The organism is Shewanella sp. GutDb-MelDb, assembly GCF_002836075.1.
Lineage (GTDB): Bacteria > Pseudomonadota > Gammaproteobacteria > Enterobacterales > Shewanellaceae > Shewanella.
Window position 1 is genome coordinate 1 of the sequence record NZ_PJBM01000108.1, and the last position, 22401, is coordinate 22401.

The following is a 22401-nucleotide window of genomic DNA, read 5'->3' on the forward strand; positions in this document are numbered from 1 at the left end:
CTACCAAGTGACAGGGACCTCTAGTTTGCATAGAGACCAGACTTTTTGGTTAACATCGCCAAGAATAGCCACTAACAATAGTCACGGCACTGGTTGCACATTGTCATCGGCAATTGCTGCCGTTATGGCACATGGATTTGTATTGAATGACGCCGTTGTGGTTGCAAAAGCTTATGTGTCGCAGGGCTTACACTACAGTTATCAACCCGGTAGTGGGCCTAGTTGTTTAGCGCGCTGCGGTTGGCCAAATGAGTTGCTGTTATATCCCTTTATTGAGCCTCTTTCATCATTGAATCAGTCCCTTTATGGCGTTAATGCCATTAGTAAGCAGGTTTATGCTTTTAAAGAAATCGTTGAGCCATTAGGCGTTTATCCTGTGGTTGCAGAGATTGATCTTTTGCAGCAACTGCTCAGTGCAGGCGCCAAAACCATTCAACTGCGGGTTAAAGATGAAAACGATCCTTTGCTTGAGCAAAAAATTGTTCAAGCAATCGCGCTGGGCCGAGACTACAGAGCGAAAGTGTTCATTAATGACCACTGGCAGCTGGCCATAAAGCACCAAGCCTACGGTGTGCATTTAGGCCAAGAAGATCTGTTTGAAAGCAATTTAAAACGACTTAACGAAGCTGATATTGCACTGGGCTTATCGAGCCATAGTTATTTTGAAATCTTATTGGCAATGCAGCACCAGCCATCATATATCGCTTTTGGGCACATATTCCCCACCACCACTAAGCAGATGCCTTCGGCGCCTCAAGGGCTAAGCAAGCTGGCTCGCTATGTTGATCTCATGCAAGGAGAGCTGCCAATTGTTGCTATTGGCGGTATTGATGCCGGTAATCTTGCTGCGGTGAAAGCCAGTGGTGTTGATGATGTGGCGGTGGTTCGAGCCGTTACTGAAGCTAATGATCCTGCAAAAGCCTATAAAACATTGGCAGATGAATGGACGTTGGGAGTAAGCAATGGCGCTCTCTGATCAAGCATTTATGCAGTATTCACGGCAAATTTTACTGCCTGAAGTGGGCGAACGCGGGCAAAGCATCTTTAGTCAATCTCATGTACTTATTGTGGGGGTGGGCGGTTTAGGCAATTTGGCTGCTCAGTACTTGGCTGCCGCTGGCATTGGCCAGATAACGCTCATTGATGGTGACATCATTGAGCGCTCCAATCTTCCTCGACAGTTGCTATTTACTGTTGAGGATTTAGGAGGCAACAAAGCCCATGTCGCTGCCAAAAAGCTAATGCGAGCTTACAGCGATAGTCATTTCAATAGCTTTCAACGCTATTTGACGGCAGACAATGGGGTCGAGCTGTTTAATGCCAATCAGCCAAAATTCGATTTGGTGTTGGACTGCTCAGATAATTTTTCGGTTAGGCAAGTTGTCAATCAGCTGGCCGTTGAGCATAAGGTCACCTTGGTATCAGCGTCTGCGGCTAACTTTCAAGGTCAGCTACTGAGTGTGAACCAACAACAATGTCCTGATACTGGTTGTTATCACTGTTTATACCCAAGCGACATGAGCGTCAGTCAGAGTTGTCAAACGGTCGGCGTACTTGGGCCTATGGTGGGCACCTTGGCGTCAATGCAGGCATTAATGAGCTTGAATTTATTGCTTAGTCATAATGCAAAAGCGGATCACCAGATAGATGAGCTAAAGACTCAAGTCGATAGCAATCAGTTATTGGGGCAATTATACCGATTCGATGGCGCTAAATTTACTTGGCGGCAAGCAAAATTGGCACGGGACCCTGATTGTACGGTGTGCAGGGCGTCATGAGTCTCAAACCGTGAGCAATCTAAAGATTAGAGATCTAGGAGATAGACAGATGATCAGCATTGTACTCAATGATGAAGTTGTAACCGTTTCAATTGGAACGTCACTTGTTAAGGTATTGGAGCATCAAACCATTGCACTCGATGCGGTGGCGATAGCGCTAAATTCTGAAGTCGTACCGAGAAGCCGTTGGCCGCATATTGTGTGTCAGCAGGATGATCAGTTAGAAGTGTTTTCAGTCGTTGCAGGAGGTTAATGTGTTAAGAATTGGTGATACAGAGTTTAGTTCACGATTGTTTACGGGAACGGGTAAGTTCTCTCATGCAAGTGACATGCTTGCAGCCGTTAGTGCATCGCAGTCGCAACTGGTAACGTTGGCGGTTAAACGTCTCGATTTGAAGACAGGTAGCGATAATATATTAAAACCCTTGCAAGACAGTGGGGTAAAACTGCTGCCTAATACAGCGGGCGCTCGTAATGCCAAAGAGGCCATTTTTGCGGCGCATTTATCCCGTGAAATGTTAGGCACTCACTGGATAAAACTTGAGATCCATCCAGATCCAAAATATTTGATGCCAGATCCTATCGAAACCTTAGCTGCGGCGCGTATTTTATGCGAGCAAGGCTATGTGGTATTACCTTATGTGCATGCCGATCCTGTCTTATGTCGACGTTTAGAAGAGGTGGGCTGCGCTGCTGTGATGCCACTTGGCAGTCCTATTGGTTCAAATCAAGGCTTAGCCACAGAGCCATTTCTTAAAATGATTATTGAGCAGTCTAATGTGCCAGTGGTGATTGATGCAGGAATTGGCGCGCCGTCGCAAGCGACAAGAGCTATGGAACTGGGCGCGGACGCCGTATTGGTTAACACCGCTATTGCCAGTAGTGCCGATCCTGTTGCCATGAGCCGCTGTTTTGCTCAGGCAGTAGAGACTGGCAGAACGGCTTATTTGGCTGGGCTTGGTCGTGAGAGTAAGCATGCAAATAGCACGAGCCCCCTCACAGGTTTTTTAAATGTTTAATGCTATCTGGCCTGAGCATAATCAAAAGGCGATTTTATGAGCTTTGTCGATGAATTTAAAAAGTTGTCCCGCAGTGAGCTACAAATGTCGCTATATTCGACGACGAAGCAAGAGGTTGAACGCGCGTTACAAAGCCCGGCTGGCGATCTCAATAGTTTGCTCGCATTGCTGTCACCTGCTGCTGAACATTATCTTGAAGAGATGGCGCAGCGCTCTGCTGCACTGACTCGGCAGCGTTTTGGTGCCAGTCTCGGGATGTATATCCCGCTGTATCTTTCAAATCTATGCGCTAACGAATGTGATTACTGTGGTTTTACCATGAGTAATAAGCTTAAACGCAAAACGCTATCGGAAACTGAACTGCTTAAAGAGATGTCTTTAGTCAAACAGATGGGTTATGACGCGATTCTTTTAGTGTCGGGTGAGCACGACACTAAAGTTGGTTTACCCTATTTTAAGCAGATGTTGCCGCTGGTAAAGCAGCATTTTAGCCATGTTGCCATGGAAGTTCAGCCGTTGGATAAGAGCGACTACGAGTCGTTGATAGAAGATGGTCTAGATGCTGTTATGCTCTATCAAGAAACCTATAATCCCGTGACGTATGCTAAGCACCACACGCGTGGTAAAAAGAAAGACTTTAGTCATCGCTTAGAATCACCAGAACGAGTAGCGCAAGCTGGGGTTGATAAGATAGGTTTAGGCGTATTACTGGGCCTTGATGATTGGCGTTTGGATGCATTGTTGATGGGACATCATCTGGCTTATTTGGAGAAGCATTACTGGCGCAGTCGTTATAGTATTTCTCTGCCACGCTTAAGACCTTGTACTGGTGGCGTTTCACCTAAAGTTGAGTTAACGGATGCAGGCTTAGTGCAAATGATCTGTGCGTTCAGATTATTTAATCAGCAACTTGAAATAAGCTTATCTACCCGTGAAACCCCCGCGCTGAGAGATAATCTATTTGCATTGGGTGTGACTAATGTGAGCGCCGGCAGTTCAACACAACCTGGCGGTTACGATGAGCCAAATTCGCAGTTAGATCAATTTGAGATCAGTGATGATCGTAGCCCACAACAAGTGGCTGCTGCAATGAATGCGCGAGGCTTCAATCCGGTGTGGAAAGATTGGGAAATGGGCTGGTAAAGAGGCATTTATTAGTGTTTTTTATGCGAGTATTGAGGGGGGGGAGTAGTTTTTTAAACACTAGGCTGCAAAGTTTATCCCTCTTATTGGCATCGAAAGTAGGGTATTGCCAATTAATTGATAAATTGGGTCATTGGTTTAGCGCAATGTACCGATTCAATACGAGTTGATTTAGGCATGGCTAAAGACAATTTTTTTGCGCAACTGCTGCATGATAAAAGACACCGAATACGCTTTATACAGCCTGCCAGTCAATAAGTTAACTCACTAAGCTCATTTAAGATGTGTTTTTAATTTGTTGTATACATCATCAGGATTAATAGGCTTAAAAATGTAGTCTTGGGCACCTAATCTTAGGGCCAAATCTTCATCTGAATCTTCATTTAAACCGCTAATTATGATCACGGGAATTAAATTTGTTAAGTTATTGCTCTTTAGATCTTTGAGCACTTGATAGCCATTTTTTTCTGGCATCATGATATCAAGGAAAATACAGTTGGGTTGTAAATTACTAGCAAGATCAATTGCGTGTATGCCTGAATTAATTGTAATGACATGATAGTCATCACCTAATACTGATAGCAGCAGGCTTGAGCAAATGGGGTCATCATCAACAATGAGTATTTTAGGTTTATCCATATAAACAGTTTCCTCTTCCTAGTCTAATTAATTTTTTAACCTTACCGTATCATTTAAAAACAATAGTGGCTATTTTAAACCCATCTTCACCTCACTTTCTATAGAGAGTATAGATTGCTCATATCTGTGAGTAAAAATATTCATCACTTGAAAGACACTTCCGTTGAAGCTGACAATAAAAGATTACGCTATAAACCTTGAACTAAAGCTGAATAACGTCACTGATAACGGTTATTTAGAAGTGGCGGTGTGACTGGTCATTGAGTTCGGTGAGAAAGGCGTTGTAGCGATCATGCAAAGTATAATCTTTTGCTAGCTTTGACGTTAAATCTAAACCTTGCTAAATAGCGAAGCCATTGAAGCCGTCAGTAATGCACTTTAATGATGGGTTAGTCAGCGTTATCTTTACATAAATGCTGTACATTTTTAGTACGTTACTTGATAATCTAAACACTTACTAAAAGTGAGACACGTTATGCAAATACCTCCCAGTATTATTTCAGGGCACAATGGTTTTCAAAGCGCACAGTCTGATTTAACCCAAGCAACGGTTGATGTGGCAAGTTCAAGTCAGTCGGTGTCTTCAACTACGACAGTCGACAGCAGTGATAGTCAATCGGCGTTAATAAGTGCTACGCATGCCGTAAGTCACGCTCAAGCATCAGCCGAGGTTATTGAGGCCTCATCTGAGACCATCGGAACTTTGATTAATATTGAAGTGTAGAAAGCACAAAAAACGCTCTTTCGAGCGTTTTTTAATTTTCAAATAGTATCGATTAAATGATGTTTTTTTATCAATGACTCGATTAACTCGCTCGCGGGCCCTTGTTTATCTCTATTAGGGATAACCAAACTTAGCGTTGCTTTGCGTTTAGATGAACCTTTCAAGTGGAGCTTTTTTAGCTCTCCATTTTCAATAAGAGACTGCACCACATCCTCTGGCAGCCAGCAAAACCCCATCCTTTTTTTTAAAATAACAATGGCTTCGTGAAAGTTTGTTACCGTCCAACGCTGCTCAGCTTTGAGCCAACCCAAGTCAGTATTGGGGCTTAGCGCGGTGTCTTTGATGACAATTTGCAGGTGCTGAGCAAGCGTTTCATCTTCTTCAATCACATCGTACTGAGCCAGTGGGTGCTCAGGATGACACACGAGATTAAAGTTAATATCAATTAAAGGCTCAGCCAAATGTCCTTTAGGGGGAGGGCCACCACAGATGGCAATATCCACAGCCTCATCGATAATAAGTTCGGACGTACCGGTTAATACCGTATCGATGACTGTAATGCGTGTGCCGCGACTAAGAGGATAGAATTGACTGAGTACATCAACAAGATCATCCATAGGATAGATAATTTCACGTGCTATTGTCAGTGTCGGTTCCCAACCGGTTTCTAAATTATTGGCCAGCAGCTCCAACTCATTCACCGATTGTGTAATATGGCGCGACCGGCGTAGCAGTACTTCGCCACACTCGGTGAGGTAGGCTTTACGGCCTTTAACTTCAAGCAGTTGAACGCCGAGTTGAAATTGCAGCTTAGCAACGGCGTGATTGAGTGAAGACTGACTCTTGTTCAGTTTTTCCGCAGCTTGGGCGTAGCCACCGTAATCGACAACCGCTTGTATAATACGCCACTGCTCTAATGTAGATTTTGCTCTATCCATTTTTTAGCGTTCACTATTTGTTTGTTGTTTAGACTGAACCTGCTTTGGCAAGTATTTTTTGGTTGCTTTTAGTTCAGACAAATAGGGGCCTTTATGCAGTTTTTCTGGCCAATCAAGCAGCATCATTGCTAACACATTACGATGCTCACCCATCGCCAGATCTGGATTGCCACGAGGCGAAGTGATCATCTGCTCTTGTTGATTGAAAGCCTTGATTATATGCTGTTGAGTTTTGGCGACAACGGGGTTATGGGGTTGTCCTGCAAGTAGGAAGCTGATGCCAACCTCTGCAATAATATCATCAGTAGCGTCTTCAAGGATCCGGTCAATATTTTTCTCAAAATGATCTAAAATCCAAGCAAACTCTTTTGCATCAACATCATGCTGATAATATTCGCTAGCGGCGAAAATGAAATGGGTCATACCATAGAGCTTATTCCGATACTGCTTTTTATCGAGCTGTTGATCTTGGCTATCAGGGTAGACACCAATGAATGCACTTTTATAGTCCGCTAAATAATCCCCAACACCAATCTGCTTTGCCCAATAGACATAGTTAATGAGTTGAGCAGCCCATGTTTCTATCATGGCTTTGTCAGTGAGTCCGGTTTTTAGATCGGCTTTTTTCAAGGTAGTGATCAATTGTTCATGGCATGGGCCAGTGAGACCAAATTCATCAATGCGGCTTGAGTAGCGTAACAATACGTCGGTGTAGAAGATAAATTCTGGAAAAGGCTTTAAGGCTTTTTTACGCGCCTTAGCTCTCGGCCCTTTACCCAAAACTGAGATGGCTTTGGTTGCTTCGTTGCTGATGAAGTCTTTTTTATCAAGATTACAAGCGTAGAAGGCTTGGGCTTCTGTTACCGCATATAGGTCAACCAATGCTGCATTGGCATATCGACTGTCACCGGTCATTCTATATTGTCTAATGCCATAGTGGCCTTGAACTCGCGGAGGTAGCTCAAATAGATGCGTTTCAAGATTAGCTTTAATTCCTTGATAGACTTCACTTTTAGCCGCTTCAGTGACCAAAGGGGCTGATGCGAAACTACTGGCGCAAAAAAGTGCAGCGGCTAGGGTACTTATTCGGAGTATCGAAGGCATATTGAATCCTTTTTATAAGTGGAACAGCGGTAATCGGCGATCCCAATAGCTCTTGAAGGATTACTTCAATACTGTCGGAAGGTTCATTCACCACCAAAGTGTCAAAAATAACGGCTTGATTTTGGCAGCCCTTGGTCGATTGATAGATATAATTTGCGACGTTTTGTTGCCATAATTTTTGATAATAAAGCGGACCTTCGTAAACAATAGCACTAAAGGTAAAGGGCGCATCTTCTATTTTATCCCAGTATTTTTCGAAGCTTAGTGAAAACTGCTTATTAAGGTCGAACTGCGGTGAGCTTGAGTCTGCTCGGTATAAGTCCAGTGCGACTTTAGAGCGAAACAGCGAAAGTTGCTCTGAATAGAGTTGCAGTATGGCTTCTCGAGAACCTTGTTTAGGGGCTTTAAGTAGTTTATCTAATAACCAATACTCTATCCACAATGCATCGATATTATTACTATCTGCCGTTTCACCTAAGGTGTTGAGCAAATAAAATTGATGACCTTTACTCAGTTTTTTTATTGCCGCTGCAACGGCTTTAACGGCGTGCCTTTGTTGTTGGTATCGCGTTAGTTTTATTGGTAATGACAGTTCAATTTGACCGAACTGGTGTCCAACAACAAGTTGTCGAATTGGTTTGACGGCGATCTTCTTATTTTCAGTTAAATAAATATCACCGAGTAGTCGCTGCTTATGCCATACACGAATCGATTTTTCATTTATCCACTCAAAACGTATGGCTAACACTTCAAGTTCTTTAGCCACCAAAGTGAGCCATTTGCCCGAATCCATTGCGGTGACCGGAGAAGAAGGGGCAGACGCAAGCGCCCGACCAAGGTTCCATGGTGCTATGTTGATGTTCTTGGTTTGAGACAGCAAAAATTGCTCAACTATCTCTGAAGATGACAACATTTGTTGATGTAATTTGAATTGACTGTAATCAGTAAAACCTGACTGTCGCGCTTGTTGAGACCTTAAGTCTTTAATGGTGTCTAATGCGGTTTTATTTTTAGTTGATGCTCGTGATTGATAGGCTTGCCAAACACGCTTTCGACACAGCTCATCAGGCTGCCTAATCAAATAACTGGCTAATGAACCGTTGAAATTATTTTCTGTTTCATCGGCAGTGTTATGGGAAAGCTCACAGGTTTTATCTTGAATATTCAAGCTTAATGCTTGCGAGCTCACTTCCTGCTTAAACGCAGCTTGTGCAGTATGCAGTTGTGCTTTGTATCTGGGGGATTGACTGCTCTTTGATAACTGATTGATACGTTTTAGCAGGGCCGTGATTTGCTGACTATCGTTATTGGCAAAGCTAAATTGTAAAGTTTGAAACGGTGAGGAATCTAAAAAAAGTGCCAGTTCATCAGCGAGGTATAGCTGGCATTGGAGTACGAGTTCTCTATCAGAATAAGAGAGCGGATATTGACGATAATACTTAATTCGATCGTTAATATTGAAAAAGCCAATAAGCTGTCGTTCAAGTTTAATGGCATTGGTATTACTGTCTAAGGTGGGGTCAATAGCATGAGTTGGAAAACGATAGCGCAGGCATTGCTCAACCAATAGTGGAATAGGCGACACGGCAGCACAGGCTGCCGTGTGGACCATACTTGTTAGCATAATAACTAATCCAACAAGGTTTACTTTGAATCTAGCGGTTAGCACTAAAGTGTATCTTGGCGTAAGCCACACGTTCTTCAACCGACATGTTGTGGTTTGGCATCTGCTCAACATGACGCAAGTTTGCCAAGATCCCACAGCCATTTGCAATTTGAATCGCAAGGCCTGGACGCGCATTTAGCTCTAGTAATAAAGGACCTTTATACTTATCGAGCACCATATCGGTACCCAAATAGCCGAGCTCAGACATTTCATAGGCTTTAGAGGCGGTATGCAGCAGCATATCCCAGTGCGGCACCTGAATGTCAGTTAGCTTCTTTTGGGTATCTGGATGCAAGTCAATAGGTTTATCAAACTGGACGGCATGCAGCCCTTTTCCTGTTGCAATATCAACTCCAACACCCACTGCACCTTGGTGTAGATTCGCTTTACCGTCTGATGCTGCCGTTGATAGGCGTATCATCCCCATAATCGGGAAGCCTTTAAACACGATTAAACGGATATCTGGCACGCCTTCATAGGAGTAGCCATCGAACACCGGATCAAACTGGATTAAGCCTTCAACAATCGCGACATCGGGATTACCGCCTAATGAGAACAGTCCACTGAGCACATTTGATACATGGCGATAAACTTCAGAAGGCGTAACCTCCTGACCGTTTGGCTTGTAATAGCGACCATTCTCGACTTTAGTGACCACGAGGATCCCTTTGCCGCCAGAGCCTTTTGATGGCTTAATGACAAAACCAACTGTGTCATTAACCATTGCCGGAATATCGTTAATTCCGTGTTGCTCGGAGACAGTACCAATAAGATCAGGTACGGCAATATTATTAGCAAGGGCGAGTTGCTTTGTGGTTAGCTTGTCATCGACTCGTTTGTAGTACTTACGCGGGTTATAACGACCAATATAGTCGATATTACGCTTGTTCATACCCAAAACACCGCCACGCTTTAAAGCAGAGGGGTTAGCGAGAAACATATTATTCTCCAGCCAAAGGCTTAAAGCGTTTTAGCTCAAGCAAGCGATAACCCGTATATTGTCCCATCAATAACACGAGGGCCAAGATCACGAGGTGAATTCCAAGGAAGTTAAATACCCAATGTTGAACCCAAGTCGCGCTCATGGCTAAGTAAGCCAATGTTGCTACAAATAGGCTACCACCACCTTGTATAACCACTTCTTTAGCGCCTTCCTCTTCCCAGAGAATAGACATTCTTTCAATTGTCCATGCCAAGATAATCATCGGGAAGAATGTAATTGTGAGACCTTCGCTTAAACCGAACTTATAAGATATTAAGGTAAAGAGTCCGATAATACCGATAACCACAATAATCACGGCGGAGATCCGCGATATGAGCAACAGGTTCAATTCAGATAGGTATGAGCGGATCATCAAGCCAAATGCCACAATTAGCAAAAAGCCCACCAGTCCTGTAATGAGTGTTGTTTGGATAAAGGCGAGGGCAATTAGCACCGGCATAAACGTACCTGAGGTTTTAATGCCGATCAGTACGCGTAAAAACACCACCATTAACACACCGATTGGGATAAGCAATATACCTTTAAAAAGGCTTTGCTCCTCAAGCGGTAATTGATACAAAGAGAAATCAAGTGCATTGTCATTCTTCATTACATCAATGGCAGTCGCAAGGGCGGAACGAGTATCTTGTAACATTGAGAAATTAACTTGCGAGTTAACGCCGCCAATGACATCGAGTACAGATGTTCCTGAACGATCCCAGAGCAATAGATTCTCTGGACGGCCTTGAGTTCCTTTGACTGGGTCGAATAAGTGCCATTCACCGTCATTATACACTTCAACGAAAGTGGTCAATTGTTGTCTGCGGCGCTGGTCTTCAAGGAATAATCCACTCACTTCCTGAGCTGGAATGCCCTTGTTGTGCAGCATTCTCATGAATAACTTATTCGGTGAGTTTCCGGTCAGTAGTAGTTCAATATTTTGGCTGCGCTCATTAGCATTCAGCTCTTTGTTGAGCTGCTGAGCAAACGAAAGGTTAGTGGCACTTTTAGCCCAAACCTCTTCCGTCGCCTGTGTGGCTGCGGCACTTTCAGTTGCTGGCCACATATAAGGCGTTGGTGCTTCTGGTTCACCCTTTGCAAGCAGTTGCTCTTGACCTGTTGGGATCAAGGTCACTTTATAATAGAGATCTTGTTGGCCCGTCGCGCTGCGAATAGACCATATTGCGCGGCGATCATATTTGTTATTAGTGATGGTTAAACCATAGCCGGGTGATGTTGCATTTTCGACTAAGACTTCATAAGCAGGATCTTCAGGTAAAGAGAAAGAGACCTCAGAAGGCTCGCCGGTCCCTTGGAAGCTGACTTTTGCATCAATGGCCCAACTTTGAACTTGTTTGCCGGGGAAAAAAGGTACGCTGTGCTCAATGCCGCGATAAACACTCGCGGTGATGCCTGCAATAAAGAGCAAGGCAACTAAAATATAAAAAGGCTTTCTAGAATGCATTATTTGTATTCCTATTATTTAGAAGCAGACGATGCACTATCGCCTTTTTTCTTTCCATGGATATAAGTTTGGCCAACATCAACCACGGCAATATCTTGCATAAATTTGCGGCCAAGTAACAGTGGGAACTCTAAGTGACTTCTGTCGCTTAAGTTTAGATCTGTCTCAGCTTTGTATTGACCAATCTCGAGGTGTGCATGGATAACAGGACGTCTGTCCGTTTTATCATCAGATTCTTTAATCCGCACGAAGCGTTCGACTTTAGATTCAAACGTTTGTGCCGGCTGTTTAGCGCCATTAGTGAGCACATCAAATCGAACCCACTGGTTACCATCTCTTTCAAATAAAATAATATTATGAGCATCTAGTGAAGATGATTCTGCACCAGTATCGATGCGAGTGTTAAAGCTTGCTTTTATTTCATCGACATAGACATTTTCGACTGCGCCTAGAATAAACTTACCTTGAAGCGGTGATGGAGGGCATTGTTTTGGTGCAATAACCGGGATAACAGCGGTTTTATCTTTTTTATTCAGAGTGGTGATTTTTTCGTCTAATTGCGCTAGCTGGGCAGACAAGGTTGTCATGCTTGCTGTTTGCATCTCTTTGCACGAATCAATTGCGTTCACAATATTAACTTCTTGTTGATTCAAACTGGCTTCGAGCACAGTTGCATCAACGGGCATAGGTGCGTTGACGTCTTTAGTTGATGCACAACCGCTTATTGCGGTTGCGATGGCGGCGATACAAATTATCTGCTTTAACATAGTGCTTCCCATTACTATCGGCTAGATTAAATCTTTATTTGGTTGGTTTTTGGTGGCAATGATGGTTGCTCTTTTTGGCGCAGGATAACCTTCAACGGTAAGGCTAACATCATTAGGGTCTAAATAATCGACTAATGACTCATTCGGCATCCAGCTCGTACTTCTTTGTTCTGCTAAGGAGGTCACATCAATGTCAACACAACGTATATTGATGAAATCGCTCTTTTTAAGCCAAAGCATGAGCGCTGCAACTGAAGGTAAGAACCACACGTTATTCATTTTTCCATAGCGGTCTTCTGGGACTAGAACAGTGTTCTCGTCGCCATCAATGACTAAGGTCTCTAGAATGAGTTCTCCACCCGTACGTAATTGATCTCTGAGTTGGATCAGGTGATCGATTGGCGAGCGGCGATGATAAAGTACTCCCATCGAAAAGACGGTGTCGAATGCATCAAGGGGGGGCAGTTCTTCAATGCCTAACGGCAAGAAGTGAATCGGTTGGTCGTTACCAGCAATTCTTTTAACGGCTTCAAACTGACACATAAACAGGGGTGATGGGTCAATTCCTACCACATGTTTAGCACCATCACCCAGCATACGCCACATGTGATAACCACTGCCACAACCTACATCCAGTACCGTTCTGTTGGCTAAAGGTGAAATATGCGGTGCTAAACGCTCCCATTTCCAATCTGAGCGCCATTCTGTATCGATTTCTATCCCATGAATAGAATATGGGCCTTTACGCCAAGGTTTAAATATCGCTAACAGGTTTTCAAGTTTCTCTTGTTCGCCTGTCGATAACTGGCTACCAGAACCTATCGTTACACTGGTTTTAAAATCAATGCTATCGGGTGTAGGATAATGCAATTTGTTGAGCACTTTTTCCCATTTAGGCAGCGAACCATGTTTATGTTCTCGCTGCCATTCACCTAGAATGGCTGGGAGGGTCTCTAGCCAGTGTTGTAGACTAGAGTCCGAAATTTGTTTGTAAAACGAGCTAAAACTTATCACTTAATTGCCACCATAGATGCAAAGTTAAAACATTGGAACCAGACACTAAACTGGCTAAAACCCTGTTCTCTTATCCGTATTTCATGTTGTTGAAGCGTATCTGGCTTCATGACATGTTCGAGTGAACTTCTTTTTTGGCTGATCTCTAACTCACTGTAACCATTTGCTCTTTTGAAATCGAGATGTAAATCATCTAAAGTGGATTGAATTTTGTCTTGCTCGAAGTAAATCTTCTCAGACAAGACTAAAAGCCCACCAGGTAACAACCCATCATAGATTTTTTTGAGCAAGTTTTCTCTATGCTCAGGCGCAAGAAATTGCATGGTGAAATTGAGTATGACTAAAGAGGCATTTTCTATCTCGATATCGCGGATATCGCCGCAAATTAACTTCACGGGGGTTTCGCTGACATAAGCAGAAAGGTTTTCTTTACAGCGTTCAACCATGGATTCACTGTTATCGACGGCGATTATCTGACAATTACGGCCCTCTACTCGACGTCTAATACTTAACGTTGCCGCGCCCAAAGAGCAGCCTAGATCATACACTTTACTGTTTGGCACCGCATATTTTTGTGCTAAATCTCCAATAGTATTAATGATTTGCCCGTATCCTGGTACAGATCTACGGATCATGTCATTAAACACACCTGCCACTTTATCATCGAATTGAAAATCGCTGACTTGTTGGTACGGTTTAGCATATAGGTCGTCTTGAGAAAGTTTCATGTGATCAAATAGTGGGGATTCAACTCCTTATTCTAGCTAAACATATCTGCAACCAGCAAGACTAGTACTGGAAATTCCTCATAAAATTTTGTCTAATAGCATTATAGATACAAATTATTTACAGATAGTTGACCTTTTATAGGGATTGTAATTGAAATATAACGCTTACGTGTTGCTGACTGTTTTCTCCGTCTTTTTTTCGACATCAGTATTTTCTGCAGCTAAAGATAGCGGGCAGCCATTAGTGATATCAATGAGCGATGATAGTTACCCGTTCCAATATGTCGATGAAAACGGGGTCGCTGATGGTCTCTTAGTCGATTTTTGGCGGCAATGGGCCCGTCTTAATCAACAAGACGTTGTGTTTAGGCCCGTTAATTGGCAGCAATCTTTAGACAATGTTGAGCAATCACTTGCCGATATTCACATTGGGATGGCAAAGACGCCTGCGAGGCTAAAATTATTCGATTTTGCTGAACCTATCTCAAAGGTAAATGGCTACCTTTATATTAATAAAGCTTTGACCAGTATCAATACCTTAGAAAAGCTTATTCCTTATAAAATTGGTGTTGTTAAGGGCGCAGCCCATATTGACGCGTTGCTCGAAAAGCAGCCGAAGCTGACTTTTGCTTATTACGCTAATCGTCAACAGTTACTGGATGCGGTGATTAACAATGACGTTTTTGTCTTTGCAGGTCTTGAAGGTTACCTGCGTGAGAGCAACATTAGTCAAAAAGTGATCATGTCATTTCCAGTTAATCGGCGTATCGCGATTAGTGAGTTTGCATTTTATCCGGCGGTTAAAAAGGGTAAAGCGTCATTGTTACGGACCGTAATGCAAGGATTCAGTTTAGTTACGCCAGTAGAACGTAATAACATTGAACGTGATTGGCTGGGCATACAGCGCAGCCAGAACGAAGTTGTCGTGGCGATGCAGACCGGAGTTGAACCCTATGCGGATATTGGTCCCAACGGTTTACCACATGGTTTATTGGTTGATATTTGGAAATTATGGTCGGATAAAACGGGGTTGCCGATACGCTTTATTGCTGGAGACATGCAGCAAGGCATCGTGAATGTTCAACGGGGCATCGCGGATGTGCAGCTGGGTTACCCCGAAAGTGAGTCTATGAAGTCAGGACTTAATCGAGCCCATCTGATCTATCAAGTTAGCAGCAGGCTGTTTTCCTATAAAACGTCTTTTAAAACAGTTGAAGAGCTAAAGGGAAAAGTTTTTGCAGTCGCGCCTACATCGCCTTATCTAACCGAGTTAATTGAAGCCCTGCCGGATTCTGATTTTTACTATGTGGCCAATGTCCAGCAGATGATAGAAGCTGCTGAATCGGGCAGAGTGGACGGCTTTATTGCGGCAGCAGCATGGACACAACACTACTTATTGTTAAAAGATCGCTGGGAAGATTTTTACCAATTTAAACCGATCCATTTTAAAACCGACCTTTATGTATTAAATCGAAACAATGATCTCGATTTTTCTGATCGTATTTCAAAAGGGTTTACCGCTATTAACTCTTCGGAGTTGGCTGCGATTGAAAGAAAGTGGATTTTAAATCCTGCCGATAGAATTTATTCCTCGACCAAAAAACTCGTCCAGCTGAACTCAAAACAACGCGCCATGATAAAAAGCATGGGTGAGATTAAAGTGGGTTTTGTTAATAATTGGGCTCCGATGGAATATAAAAGCGACAATGGTGATTACGCAGGGATTAATAGCGAGGTATTTAAGATCATTTCGCAGGAGCTTGGTTTGAAGCTCAACTATGTCGAATTCAGTAATTGGCAGACATTGCTAGATGCGCTATTACGCGGTGATATCGACATGTCGGGTAGTATTGTGCCTACGGCGCAGCGTCAAGAGAAGTTAGTATTTTCCAACTCTTACTGGCCAGCGCCATGGGGATTGGTTAGCTCGTTAGATAGCGTTAGTATATTTAGTTTAACGGAGCTCAAAGGCTTGCGACTTGCGGTTGTTGAGGGCTACCATATTGTTACTGATTTAATGCAAGAGTACCCCACATTAGAGTTAGTATTGGTGCCCAATAGTCACGCTGGTCTAAATGCTGTAGATGAAGGCTTAGCGGATGTCTTTATCGATAAAGTGATGAATTTAAGTGCGGGGCTGAAAGAAGGCCAATTTTCTGAACTCAAAATGTCGATGTTGGTTGATTTTTCTGAGCAGCGTAGCCACATTGGTATCAATAAGCGACAACAGCTTTTGTTACCTTTCATTAATACCGTCATTGACAACATTGATCGTGCTCAGCAGCAAAAGATTCATCAAAAATGGGTATCGCAAACAATAGAGTTTGGTCGTGAGGATTTTGAAAATAGATTGCGGTTAAGTATTATTGTTTTTAGCGCGCTTGCGGTATTGGTTATTGTGGCCTTGTTGGCAAATAGGCGTTTGCGCAGAGAAGTGGCGCTAAGAATTGCGGCCGAGAATAAGATGGCGCTGTTTGCTAAACATGACAGTTTAACCAAACTCCCTAATCGCTCAATGATAGAGGAACGATTGGAGCAGGCAATATTGACCCATAGTCGAGAAATGTCACAGTTTGCCGTTATTTTTGTTGATCTTGATGGTTTTAAAGCCATTAATGATGAATACGGTCATCATGTTGGTGACGACTATCTTATTGCGATTAGCCAAGCATTGAACAACGCTGTTAGACGTGCCGATACGGTCGGTAGATTAGGTGGCGATGAATTTATTGTCATACTTCATAAAGTGGATTCGATATCCGCGGCAAATGATGTAGCAGAACTGTTGCTACAGCGCTTGTCGAGCCCCTTTGTGATTGATCAACTTTCACTATCGGTATCTGCCAGTATGGGGATTGCGTTATACCCTGCGGATGGTGACAGTGTTGATACATTATTAAAGACGGCGGATAGACATATGTATCGTGCTAAGAATGCCGGCGGAAAATCATCCAGAAATTCGCAACAGCAGTAACATTCGGTTAAATCTATTCATTTTTTTTGAAAATTGGCTGATACTTAACCGACTAGTCGATAAGTTATTTGGAAAACGGCAATATGTCTCTATAATGCCGCTTTTGTCTTGTTTTGAACCAGATCTTCAAACATCGTTTTGTGGAATAAAGGAAAGAGTTAAATGCGCAGTCATTATTGTGGGGACGTTAATCAGTCTCACGTTGGTCAAGAAGTAACCCTAGTGGGTTGGGTTAATCGTAGCCGAGATTTAGGCGGCGTTGTTTTTCTCGACCTGCGTGATAGAGAAGGCATTGTTCAAGTTGTTTATGATCCAGATCTTCCTGAGGTGTTTGAGATAGCAAGCACCTTACGCAGTGAGTTTTGTGTTCAAATTAAAGGTCGAGTTAGCGCTAGACCCGATAGCCAGATTAATGCAGATATGCGCACCGGTGAAATCGAGATATTTGGATCTGAACTGACCATATTAAACAGCTCTGCTCCATTGCCAATTAATATGGACAAAAACCAGCACAATACTGAAGAGCAACGCTTAAAGTATCGCTACTTAGACTTACGTCGTCCTGAAATGGCTGACCGTATCGTATTCCGTTCTAAAGTGACCAGTGCTGTTAGACGTTTTCTTGATGGGAACGGTTTCTTAGATATTGAAACGCCAATCCTGACCAAAGCGACACCAGAAGGTGCACGTGATTACTTAGTGCCGAGTCGTACTTACAAAGGTCAGTTTTTCGCTTTGCCACAATCTCCACAGCTATTTAAGCAGTTGTTGATGATGTCTGGATTTGACCGCTATTACCAAATCGTGAAGTGCTTCCGTGATGAAGACTTACGTGCTGACCGTCAGCCAGAATTTACTCAGATAGATATTGAAACCTCGTTTATGTCTTCAGCGCAAGTGATGGCTAAAACAGAAGAGATGACTCGCGGTCTATTTAAAGAATTGTTGAATGTTGATTTGGGTGAATTCCCAAAAATGACCTTCGCTGAAGCGATGCGTCGTTACGGCTCAGATAAGCCAGATTTACGTAACCCACTTGAGCTAATTGATGTTGCTGATCTTGTAAAAGATGTTGAGTTTGCTGTGTTCAATGGCCCTGCAAACGATCCAGAAGGGCGAGTTGCCGTTCTTAGCATTCCTGGCGGCGCTAAACTTTCACGCAAGAATCTCGATGACTATGCAAAATATGCCACTATTTATGGCGCAAAAGGCTTAGCGTGGATGAAGGTTAATGACCTTGATAAAGGCATGGAAGGTATTCAATCTCCAGTGCTTAAGTTTTTAACTGAAGATGTTGTTACCGCACTGCTTGAGCGCACCGGTGCACAAACAGGTGATCTAATTCTGTTTGGCGCAGATAAAGCGAACATCGTTGCCGAAGCTATGGGCGCACTTCGTTTGAAAGCGGGTGAAGATTTTGAATTACTACAAGGCGATTGGAAACCGCTTTGGGTCGTTGACTTCCCGATGTTTGAGCCGACTTCAGATGGTGGATTGCATGCGATGCATCACCCATTCACCGCGCCGAGCAATATGACACCAGCAGAACTGGAAGCGAATCCTATTGGCGCTATTTCAGATGCCTACGATATGGTATTGAACGGTTGTGAGTTAGGTGGCGGTTCGGTACGTATCCATAATAGTGAGATGCAGTCAGCAGTATTTAGAATTCTAGGTATTAATGACGAAGAAGCGAACGAAAAGTTTGGCTTCCTACTTGAAGCGTTACGTTATGGTACGCCGCCACATGCAGGTTTAGCATTTGGTTTAGATCGCATCATCATGTTGATGACGGGCGCAAGCTCAATTCGTGATGTAATGGCATTTCCTAAAACAACAACGGCGGCATGTCCGTTGACGAATGCGCCTGGCTTTGCAAATCCAGTGCAGTTAGTTGAACTGGGTATCTGTGTCATTGCGGAAGAGAACAAAGACGAGCAGTAAATACTGTTAAAAAGAGCCGAGTTTAGACTCGGCTTTTTTTTCGAATAATTTTGGTGATGGGCATGATGAAATGCTTATTTTCTAGAGAATCGAATGTAGGAGAAAGAGATGGCAGGTCATAGTAAATGGGACAATATTAAGCACCGTAAAGCAGCGCAAGATGCTAAGCGTGGTAAGCTTTTTACTAAATTTATCCGTGAGCTCACTGTCGCTGCAAGAGAAGGTGGCTCTGATCCCGATTCAAATCCAAGATTGCGGGCAGCCATCGATAAATCATTATCAAATAACATGACGCGTGACACGGTTGAGCGAGCGGTAAAACGCGGTGCTGGCGAGTTAGATGGTCAAATATTAGAGACCATTATCTATGAAGGTTATGGTCCTGGCGGTACAGCGGTATTAGTTGAAACCATGACGGATAACAAAAACCGTACGGTTTCCGGCGTCAGAAATGCGTTTAGTAAATCAGGCGGCAACTTAGGCACCGATGGCTCTGTGGCTTATTTGTTTGATAAAAAAGGTATTATTTCTTATCAAGATGTAGATGAAGATACTGTTATGGACGCCGCACTTGAAGCTGGTGCTGATGATGTTATTGCGCATGAAGACGGTTCTATTGATGTATTTACCACACCAGAGGATTTTGGTGCAGTAAAAGATGCATTGGATGCTGCAGGGCTTGAAGCGGTGAATGCTGAAGTGACCATGTTGCCATCCACAACAGCGGAACTTGATGCGAGCACGGCACCAAAGTTTTTACGCTTAATCGATAATCTTGAAGATCATGATGATGTGCAAGAGGTTTACCACAATGGTGGGATTTCTGACGATGTCATGGCGGGGCTGGAATAAGCGATATGGCTATTATTTTAGGCGTTGATCCAGGCTCTAGGATCACCGGTTATGGTGTTATTCAATGTATTGGTCGCCAACATGTTTATGTTGGTAGCGGTTGTATAAGAACCAGTTCAGACGAATTACCACTGCGTCTTAAGCAAATTTTTGATGGTCTTTCCGAAATTATCAGACAATACCAACCTGATGAATTTGCTATTGAACGGGTGTTTATGGCTAAGAATGCGGATTCAGCACTTAAGCTTGGTCAAGCGCGTGGTGCTGCCATTGTGGCGGCCACCGCAGCAAATTTACCCGTTGCTGAATACAGTGCGACTCAAATAAAAAAATCAGTTGTCGGCACAGGTAGGGCACAAAAAGAGCAAGTACAGCACATGATCCAGCAAATTTTAAAGTTGCCGAGTGCACCTCAAGCCGATGCGGCTGACGCATTAGGGGTTGCGGTATGTCATTTTCATACAAGTCAAAGCTTGGTTGCTATGGGCGGCAAAGCGAATTCAAGTACATACGGAAGATATAAATGATTGGTCGTATACGTGGTCTACTTGTAGAAAAACAAGCACCTGAAGTGCTTATCGATGTTGGCGGTGTGGGGTATGAGATCCAAATGCCACTGACAAGCTTTTATGAGTTACCCGAAATAGGATTAGAGGCCGTTGTTTTTACCCACTTCGTGGTCAGAGAAGATGCGCAATTATTGTATGGTTTTATCTCTAAGCAGGAACGTGCACTCTTTAGGTTGTTAATTAAGACTAATGGCGTCGGGCCAAAACTGGCGTTGACCATTTTATCGGGCATGACAGCGGGTGAGTTTGTCGCTTGCGTAGGCAGAGATGATATTGCTACGTTGGTAAAGTTGCCTGGCGTCGGTAAGAAAACGGCGGAACGTTTGCTCATTGAAATGCGTGATAAGCTCAAGAGCCTGATGGAAGCATCGGTAGGATCTGAAAGAGAGTTTATGCTGCAATCAAACTATACCGTTCCCGTAGTCGCCAATACTGCCGAAGAAGATGCTATTGGCGCACTGTTGTCGCTCGGATATAAACCAGCGCAAGCGAGTAAAGCTGTTTCTGCAGTGTATGTTGACGGTATAGACTCTGAATCGCTGATTAAATCAGCACTTAAATCGATGCTTTAAGGATAACCGATGATTGAAGCTGATCGCCTAATACAACCACACGTTATCGAACCTATAGAAGTCATTGATAGGGCGATGCGTCCTAAACTTTTGGACGAGTATACGGGGCAAGATGATACTCGCGCACAGTTGAAAATCTTTATTGAAGCCGCGCAAAAGCGTGGCGAAGCGTTAGATCATATGCTGATTTATGGTCCTCCGGGTCTTGGAAAGACAACATTGGCGATGATTGTTGCCAATGAGATGGGCGTGAATATAAAGTCTACATCAGGGCCTGTGCTAGAAAAGGCGGGTGATTTAGCGGCTTTGTTGACTAACCTTGAAGAGAACGACGTTTTATTTATTGATGAAATTCATCGATTAAGTTCGGTAGTAGAAGAGATTTTGTATCCCGCGATGGAAGACTACCAATTAGATATTATGATTGGTGAAGGACCAGCGGCGCGTTCTATTAAGCTGGATCTACCGGCATTTACATTAGTGGGAGCCACCACAAGAGCCGGTTCATTGACCTCTCCGTTACGGGCGAGATTTGGTATTCCGCTGCGCTTAGAGTTTTACAACGTTAAAGATTTATCCACCATTGTGCTCCGCTCTGCAAAAGTGATGGACTTAGAAATTGACGAAGAAGGCGCGGTTGAAATAGCCAAACGTTCTCGTGGTACACCTCGTATTGCCAATCGTTTACTGCGGCGAGTACGTGACTTTGCAGAGGTTAAACATAGTGGAGATGTGACCAAGGTGATTGCAGAGTTAGCCTTAGACATGCTCGATGTCGATGCGGAAGGTTTTGATTATATGGATCGAAAACTACTGCTTGCCATTATCGACAAATTTATGGGTGGCCCTGTAGGGCTTGATAACTTAGCGGCAGCGATTGGTGAAGAGCGCGAAACGATTGAAGACGTACTGGAACCGTTTTTGATCCAACAAGGATTTATACAAAGAACGCCACGTGGACGTATTGCAACGCAACGGGCCTATAACCATTTTAATATGATCCAACCAGAATCTAAGTAAGCATTCCGTTTACTTCATTGTTTGAGCAATCGCGTTATGATTGCTCTTCAATCCACAATATATACTGCGGGCGCTTATCACCTGCAGTCGCATTTTTTACCCATAACCACCTTTGCAGCCATCACCATCATTTCCCCGCCGATGCCTGAATTCTCTAAACTCATGGCCTGAAAGGGCTTGTAAGTGTTGTTTTTATCTAAGCCGCAGCGTTTTTAGATTTAGTTTATGCTTATTGGCTAATTGAATGGGGGCTCCGTATCCGATGTGACTCATTACTTTCCTTGATAGTCATTATTATCGAGCAGTGTTGCATCGAACGAACGGCTAATTCCCTTTCCCATTAATGACAACAGTGGACAGTCCCTCATTCTTAATGGGTGTTGAATATTTTAGTGGCGGGGTTTAGACATGTTGATCAACGTTTAAGTGATACTTGTGCGCGTTCGAATACAACTTTAGGTAAAATCAAACTGCAAAATCGTGAGGTCGAACTGTCAAAACCA

The 22401-nt window shown here is 43.4% G+C and carries 21 protein-coding genes; 12 read left to right on the forward strand and 9 right to left on the reverse strand.

Annotated features, from left to right (window positions below):
• The 5 genes from thiE to thiH all read left to right on the forward strand — a co-directional run.
• A partial coding sequence (gene thiE / locus CXF82_RS01790; protein ID WP_102043578.1) for a thiamine phosphate synthase occupies window positions 1–976 on the forward strand: 976 nt, incomplete at its 5' end.
• The gene (locus CXF82_RS01795; protein ID WP_102043579.1) at window positions 963–1778 is read left to right on the forward strand and encodes a HesA/MoeB/ThiF family protein; all 816 of its coding nucleotides are present in this window, start codon (window positions 963–965) and stop codon (window positions 1776–1778) included. The genes thiE and CXF82_RS01795, both read left to right, overlap by 14 nt.
• Window positions 1779–1827: 49 nt before the next feature.
• Window positions 1828–2031, forward strand: a complete 204-nt coding sequence (gene thiS, locus CXF82_RS01800) for a sulfur carrier protein ThiS (protein ID WP_102043580.1) — start codon at window positions 1828–1830, stop codon at window positions 2029–2031.
• A 1-nt stretch (window position 2032) separates the two neighbouring features.
• On the forward strand, window positions 2033–2797 hold the full coding sequence (locus CXF82_RS01805) for a thiazole synthase (protein ID WP_101092031.1): 765 nt from the start codon (window positions 2033–2035) through the stop codon (window positions 2795–2797).
• 36 nt (window positions 2798–2833) lie between these two features.
• The gene (gene thiH / locus CXF82_RS01810; RefSeq protein WP_101092032.1) at window positions 2834–3940 is read left to right on the forward strand and encodes a 2-iminoacetate synthase ThiH; all 1107 of its coding nucleotides are present in this window, start codon (window positions 2834–2836) and stop codon (window positions 3938–3940) included.
• Window positions 3941–4213: 273 nt separating this feature from the next.
• Here thiH and CXF82_RS01815 read toward each other — a convergent pair whose 3' ends face one another.
• Complete coding sequence (locus CXF82_RS01815; protein ID WP_102043581.1) at window positions 4214–4579, reverse strand: response regulator; 366 nt, start codon at window positions 4577–4579, stop codon at window positions 4214–4216.
• Window positions 4580–5054: 475 nt separating this feature from the next.
• Between CXF82_RS01815 and CXF82_RS01820 the strand changes: the two genes are divergently transcribed.
• Window positions 5055–5303 carry a chemotaxis protein gene (locus CXF82_RS01820; RefSeq protein ID WP_102043582.1) on the forward strand — a complete coding sequence of 83 codons (249 nt, stop codon included), beginning with the start codon at window positions 5055–5057 and terminating at the stop codon, window positions 5301–5303.
• A 38-nt stretch (window positions 5304–5341) separates the two neighbouring features.
• Here CXF82_RS01820 and CXF82_RS01825 read toward each other — a convergent pair whose 3' ends face one another.
• Genes CXF82_RS01825 through cmoA form a run of 8 tightly spaced genes read right to left on the reverse strand, consistent with a single transcriptional unit; the run spans window position 5342 to window position 13967 of the window.
• Complete coding sequence (locus tag CXF82_RS01825; RefSeq protein ID WP_101092035.1) at window positions 5342–6241, reverse strand: LysR family transcriptional regulator; 900 nt, start codon at window positions 6239–6241, stop codon at window positions 5342–5344.
• 3 nt (window positions 6242–6244) lie between these two features.
• Window positions 6245–7345, reverse strand: a complete 1101-nt coding sequence (locus CXF82_RS01830) for a DUF3541 domain-containing protein (protein WP_101092036.1) — start codon at window positions 7343–7345, stop codon at window positions 6245–6247.
• The gene (locus CXF82_RS01835; protein WP_101092037.1) at window positions 7290–8969 is read right to left on the reverse strand and encodes a M3 family metallopeptidase; all 1680 of its coding nucleotides are present in this window, start codon (window positions 8967–8969) and stop codon (window positions 7290–7292) included. Before CXF82_RS01835 ends, CXF82_RS01830 begins: the two co-directional genes overlap by 56 nt.
• A gap of 31 nt (window positions 8970–9000) precedes the next feature.
• On the reverse strand, window positions 9001–9951 hold the full coding sequence (locus CXF82_RS01840; protein WP_101092038.1) for an alpha-L-glutamate ligase-like protein: 951 nt from the start codon (window positions 9949–9951) through the stop codon (window positions 9001–9003).
• Window position 9952: 1 nt separating this feature from the next.
• Window positions 9953–11458, reverse strand: coding sequence for a UUP1 family membrane protein (locus CXF82_RS01845; protein ID WP_101092039.1), 1506 nt, complete (start codon window positions 11456–11458; stop codon window positions 9953–9955).
• Window positions 11459–11472: 14 nt separating this feature from the next.
• Window positions 11473–12225, reverse strand: a complete 753-nt coding sequence (locus tag CXF82_RS01850; RefSeq protein WP_101092040.1) for an ATP-dependent zinc protease family protein — start codon at window positions 12223–12225, stop codon at window positions 11473–11475.
• 21 nt (window positions 12226–12246) lie between these two features.
• Window positions 12247–13239 carry a tRNA 5-methoxyuridine(34)/uridine 5-oxyacetic acid(34) synthase CmoB gene (gene cmoB, locus CXF82_RS01855; RefSeq protein ID WP_101092041.1) on the reverse strand — a complete coding sequence of 331 codons (993 nt, stop codon included), beginning with the start codon at window positions 13237–13239 and terminating at the stop codon, window positions 12247–12249.
• Complete coding sequence (gene cmoA, locus CXF82_RS01860; protein ID WP_101092042.1) at window positions 13236–13967, reverse strand: carboxy-S-adenosyl-L-methionine synthase CmoA; 732 nt, start codon at window positions 13965–13967, stop codon at window positions 13236–13238. Before cmoA ends, cmoB begins: the two co-directional genes overlap by 4 nt.
• 151 nt (window positions 13968–14118) lie before the next feature.
• Here cmoA and CXF82_RS01865 point away from each other — a divergent pair, with 151 nt between their 5' ends.
• The 6 genes from CXF82_RS01865 to ruvB all read left to right on the forward strand — a co-directional run bounded on the left by CXF82_RS01865 (window position 14119) and on the right by ruvB (window position 21898).
• The gene (locus tag CXF82_RS01865; RefSeq protein ID WP_257982712.1) at window positions 14119–16941 is read left to right on the forward strand and encodes a diguanylate cyclase domain-containing protein; all 2823 of its coding nucleotides are present in this window, start codon (window positions 14119–14121) and stop codon (window positions 16939–16941) included.
• 162 nt (window positions 16942–17103) lie between these two features.
• A complete protein-coding gene (gene aspS / locus CXF82_RS01870) occupies window positions 17104–18885 on the forward strand; it encodes an aspartate--tRNA ligase (protein ID WP_101092043.1) in 1782 nt (593 codons plus the stop codon).
• A 108-nt stretch (window positions 18886–18993) separates the two neighbouring features.
• Complete coding sequence (locus tag CXF82_RS01875) at window positions 18994–19737, forward strand: YebC/PmpR family DNA-binding transcriptional regulator (protein ID WP_101092044.1); 744 nt, start codon at window positions 18994–18996, stop codon at window positions 19735–19737.
• A gap of 5 nt (window positions 19738–19742) precedes the next feature.
• Window positions 19743–20264, forward strand: a complete 522-nt coding sequence (gene ruvC / locus CXF82_RS01880; RefSeq protein WP_101092045.1) for a crossover junction endodeoxyribonuclease RuvC — start codon at window positions 19743–19745, stop codon at window positions 20262–20264.
• The gene (ruvA, locus tag CXF82_RS01885; protein WP_101092046.1) at window positions 20261–20878 is read left to right on the forward strand and encodes a Holliday junction branch migration protein RuvA; all 618 of its coding nucleotides are present in this window, start codon (window positions 20261–20263) and stop codon (window positions 20876–20878) included. Before ruvC ends, ruvA begins: the two co-directional genes overlap by 4 nt.
• Before the next feature lie 9 nt (window positions 20879–20887).
• Window positions 20888–21898: a Holliday junction branch migration DNA helicase RuvB gene (ruvB, locus tag CXF82_RS01890; protein WP_101092047.1), complete on the forward strand. Its 1011-nt coding sequence runs from the start codon at window positions 20888–20890 to the stop codon at window positions 21896–21898.
• The last annotated feature ends 503 nt before the right edge of the window (window positions 21899–22401 follow it).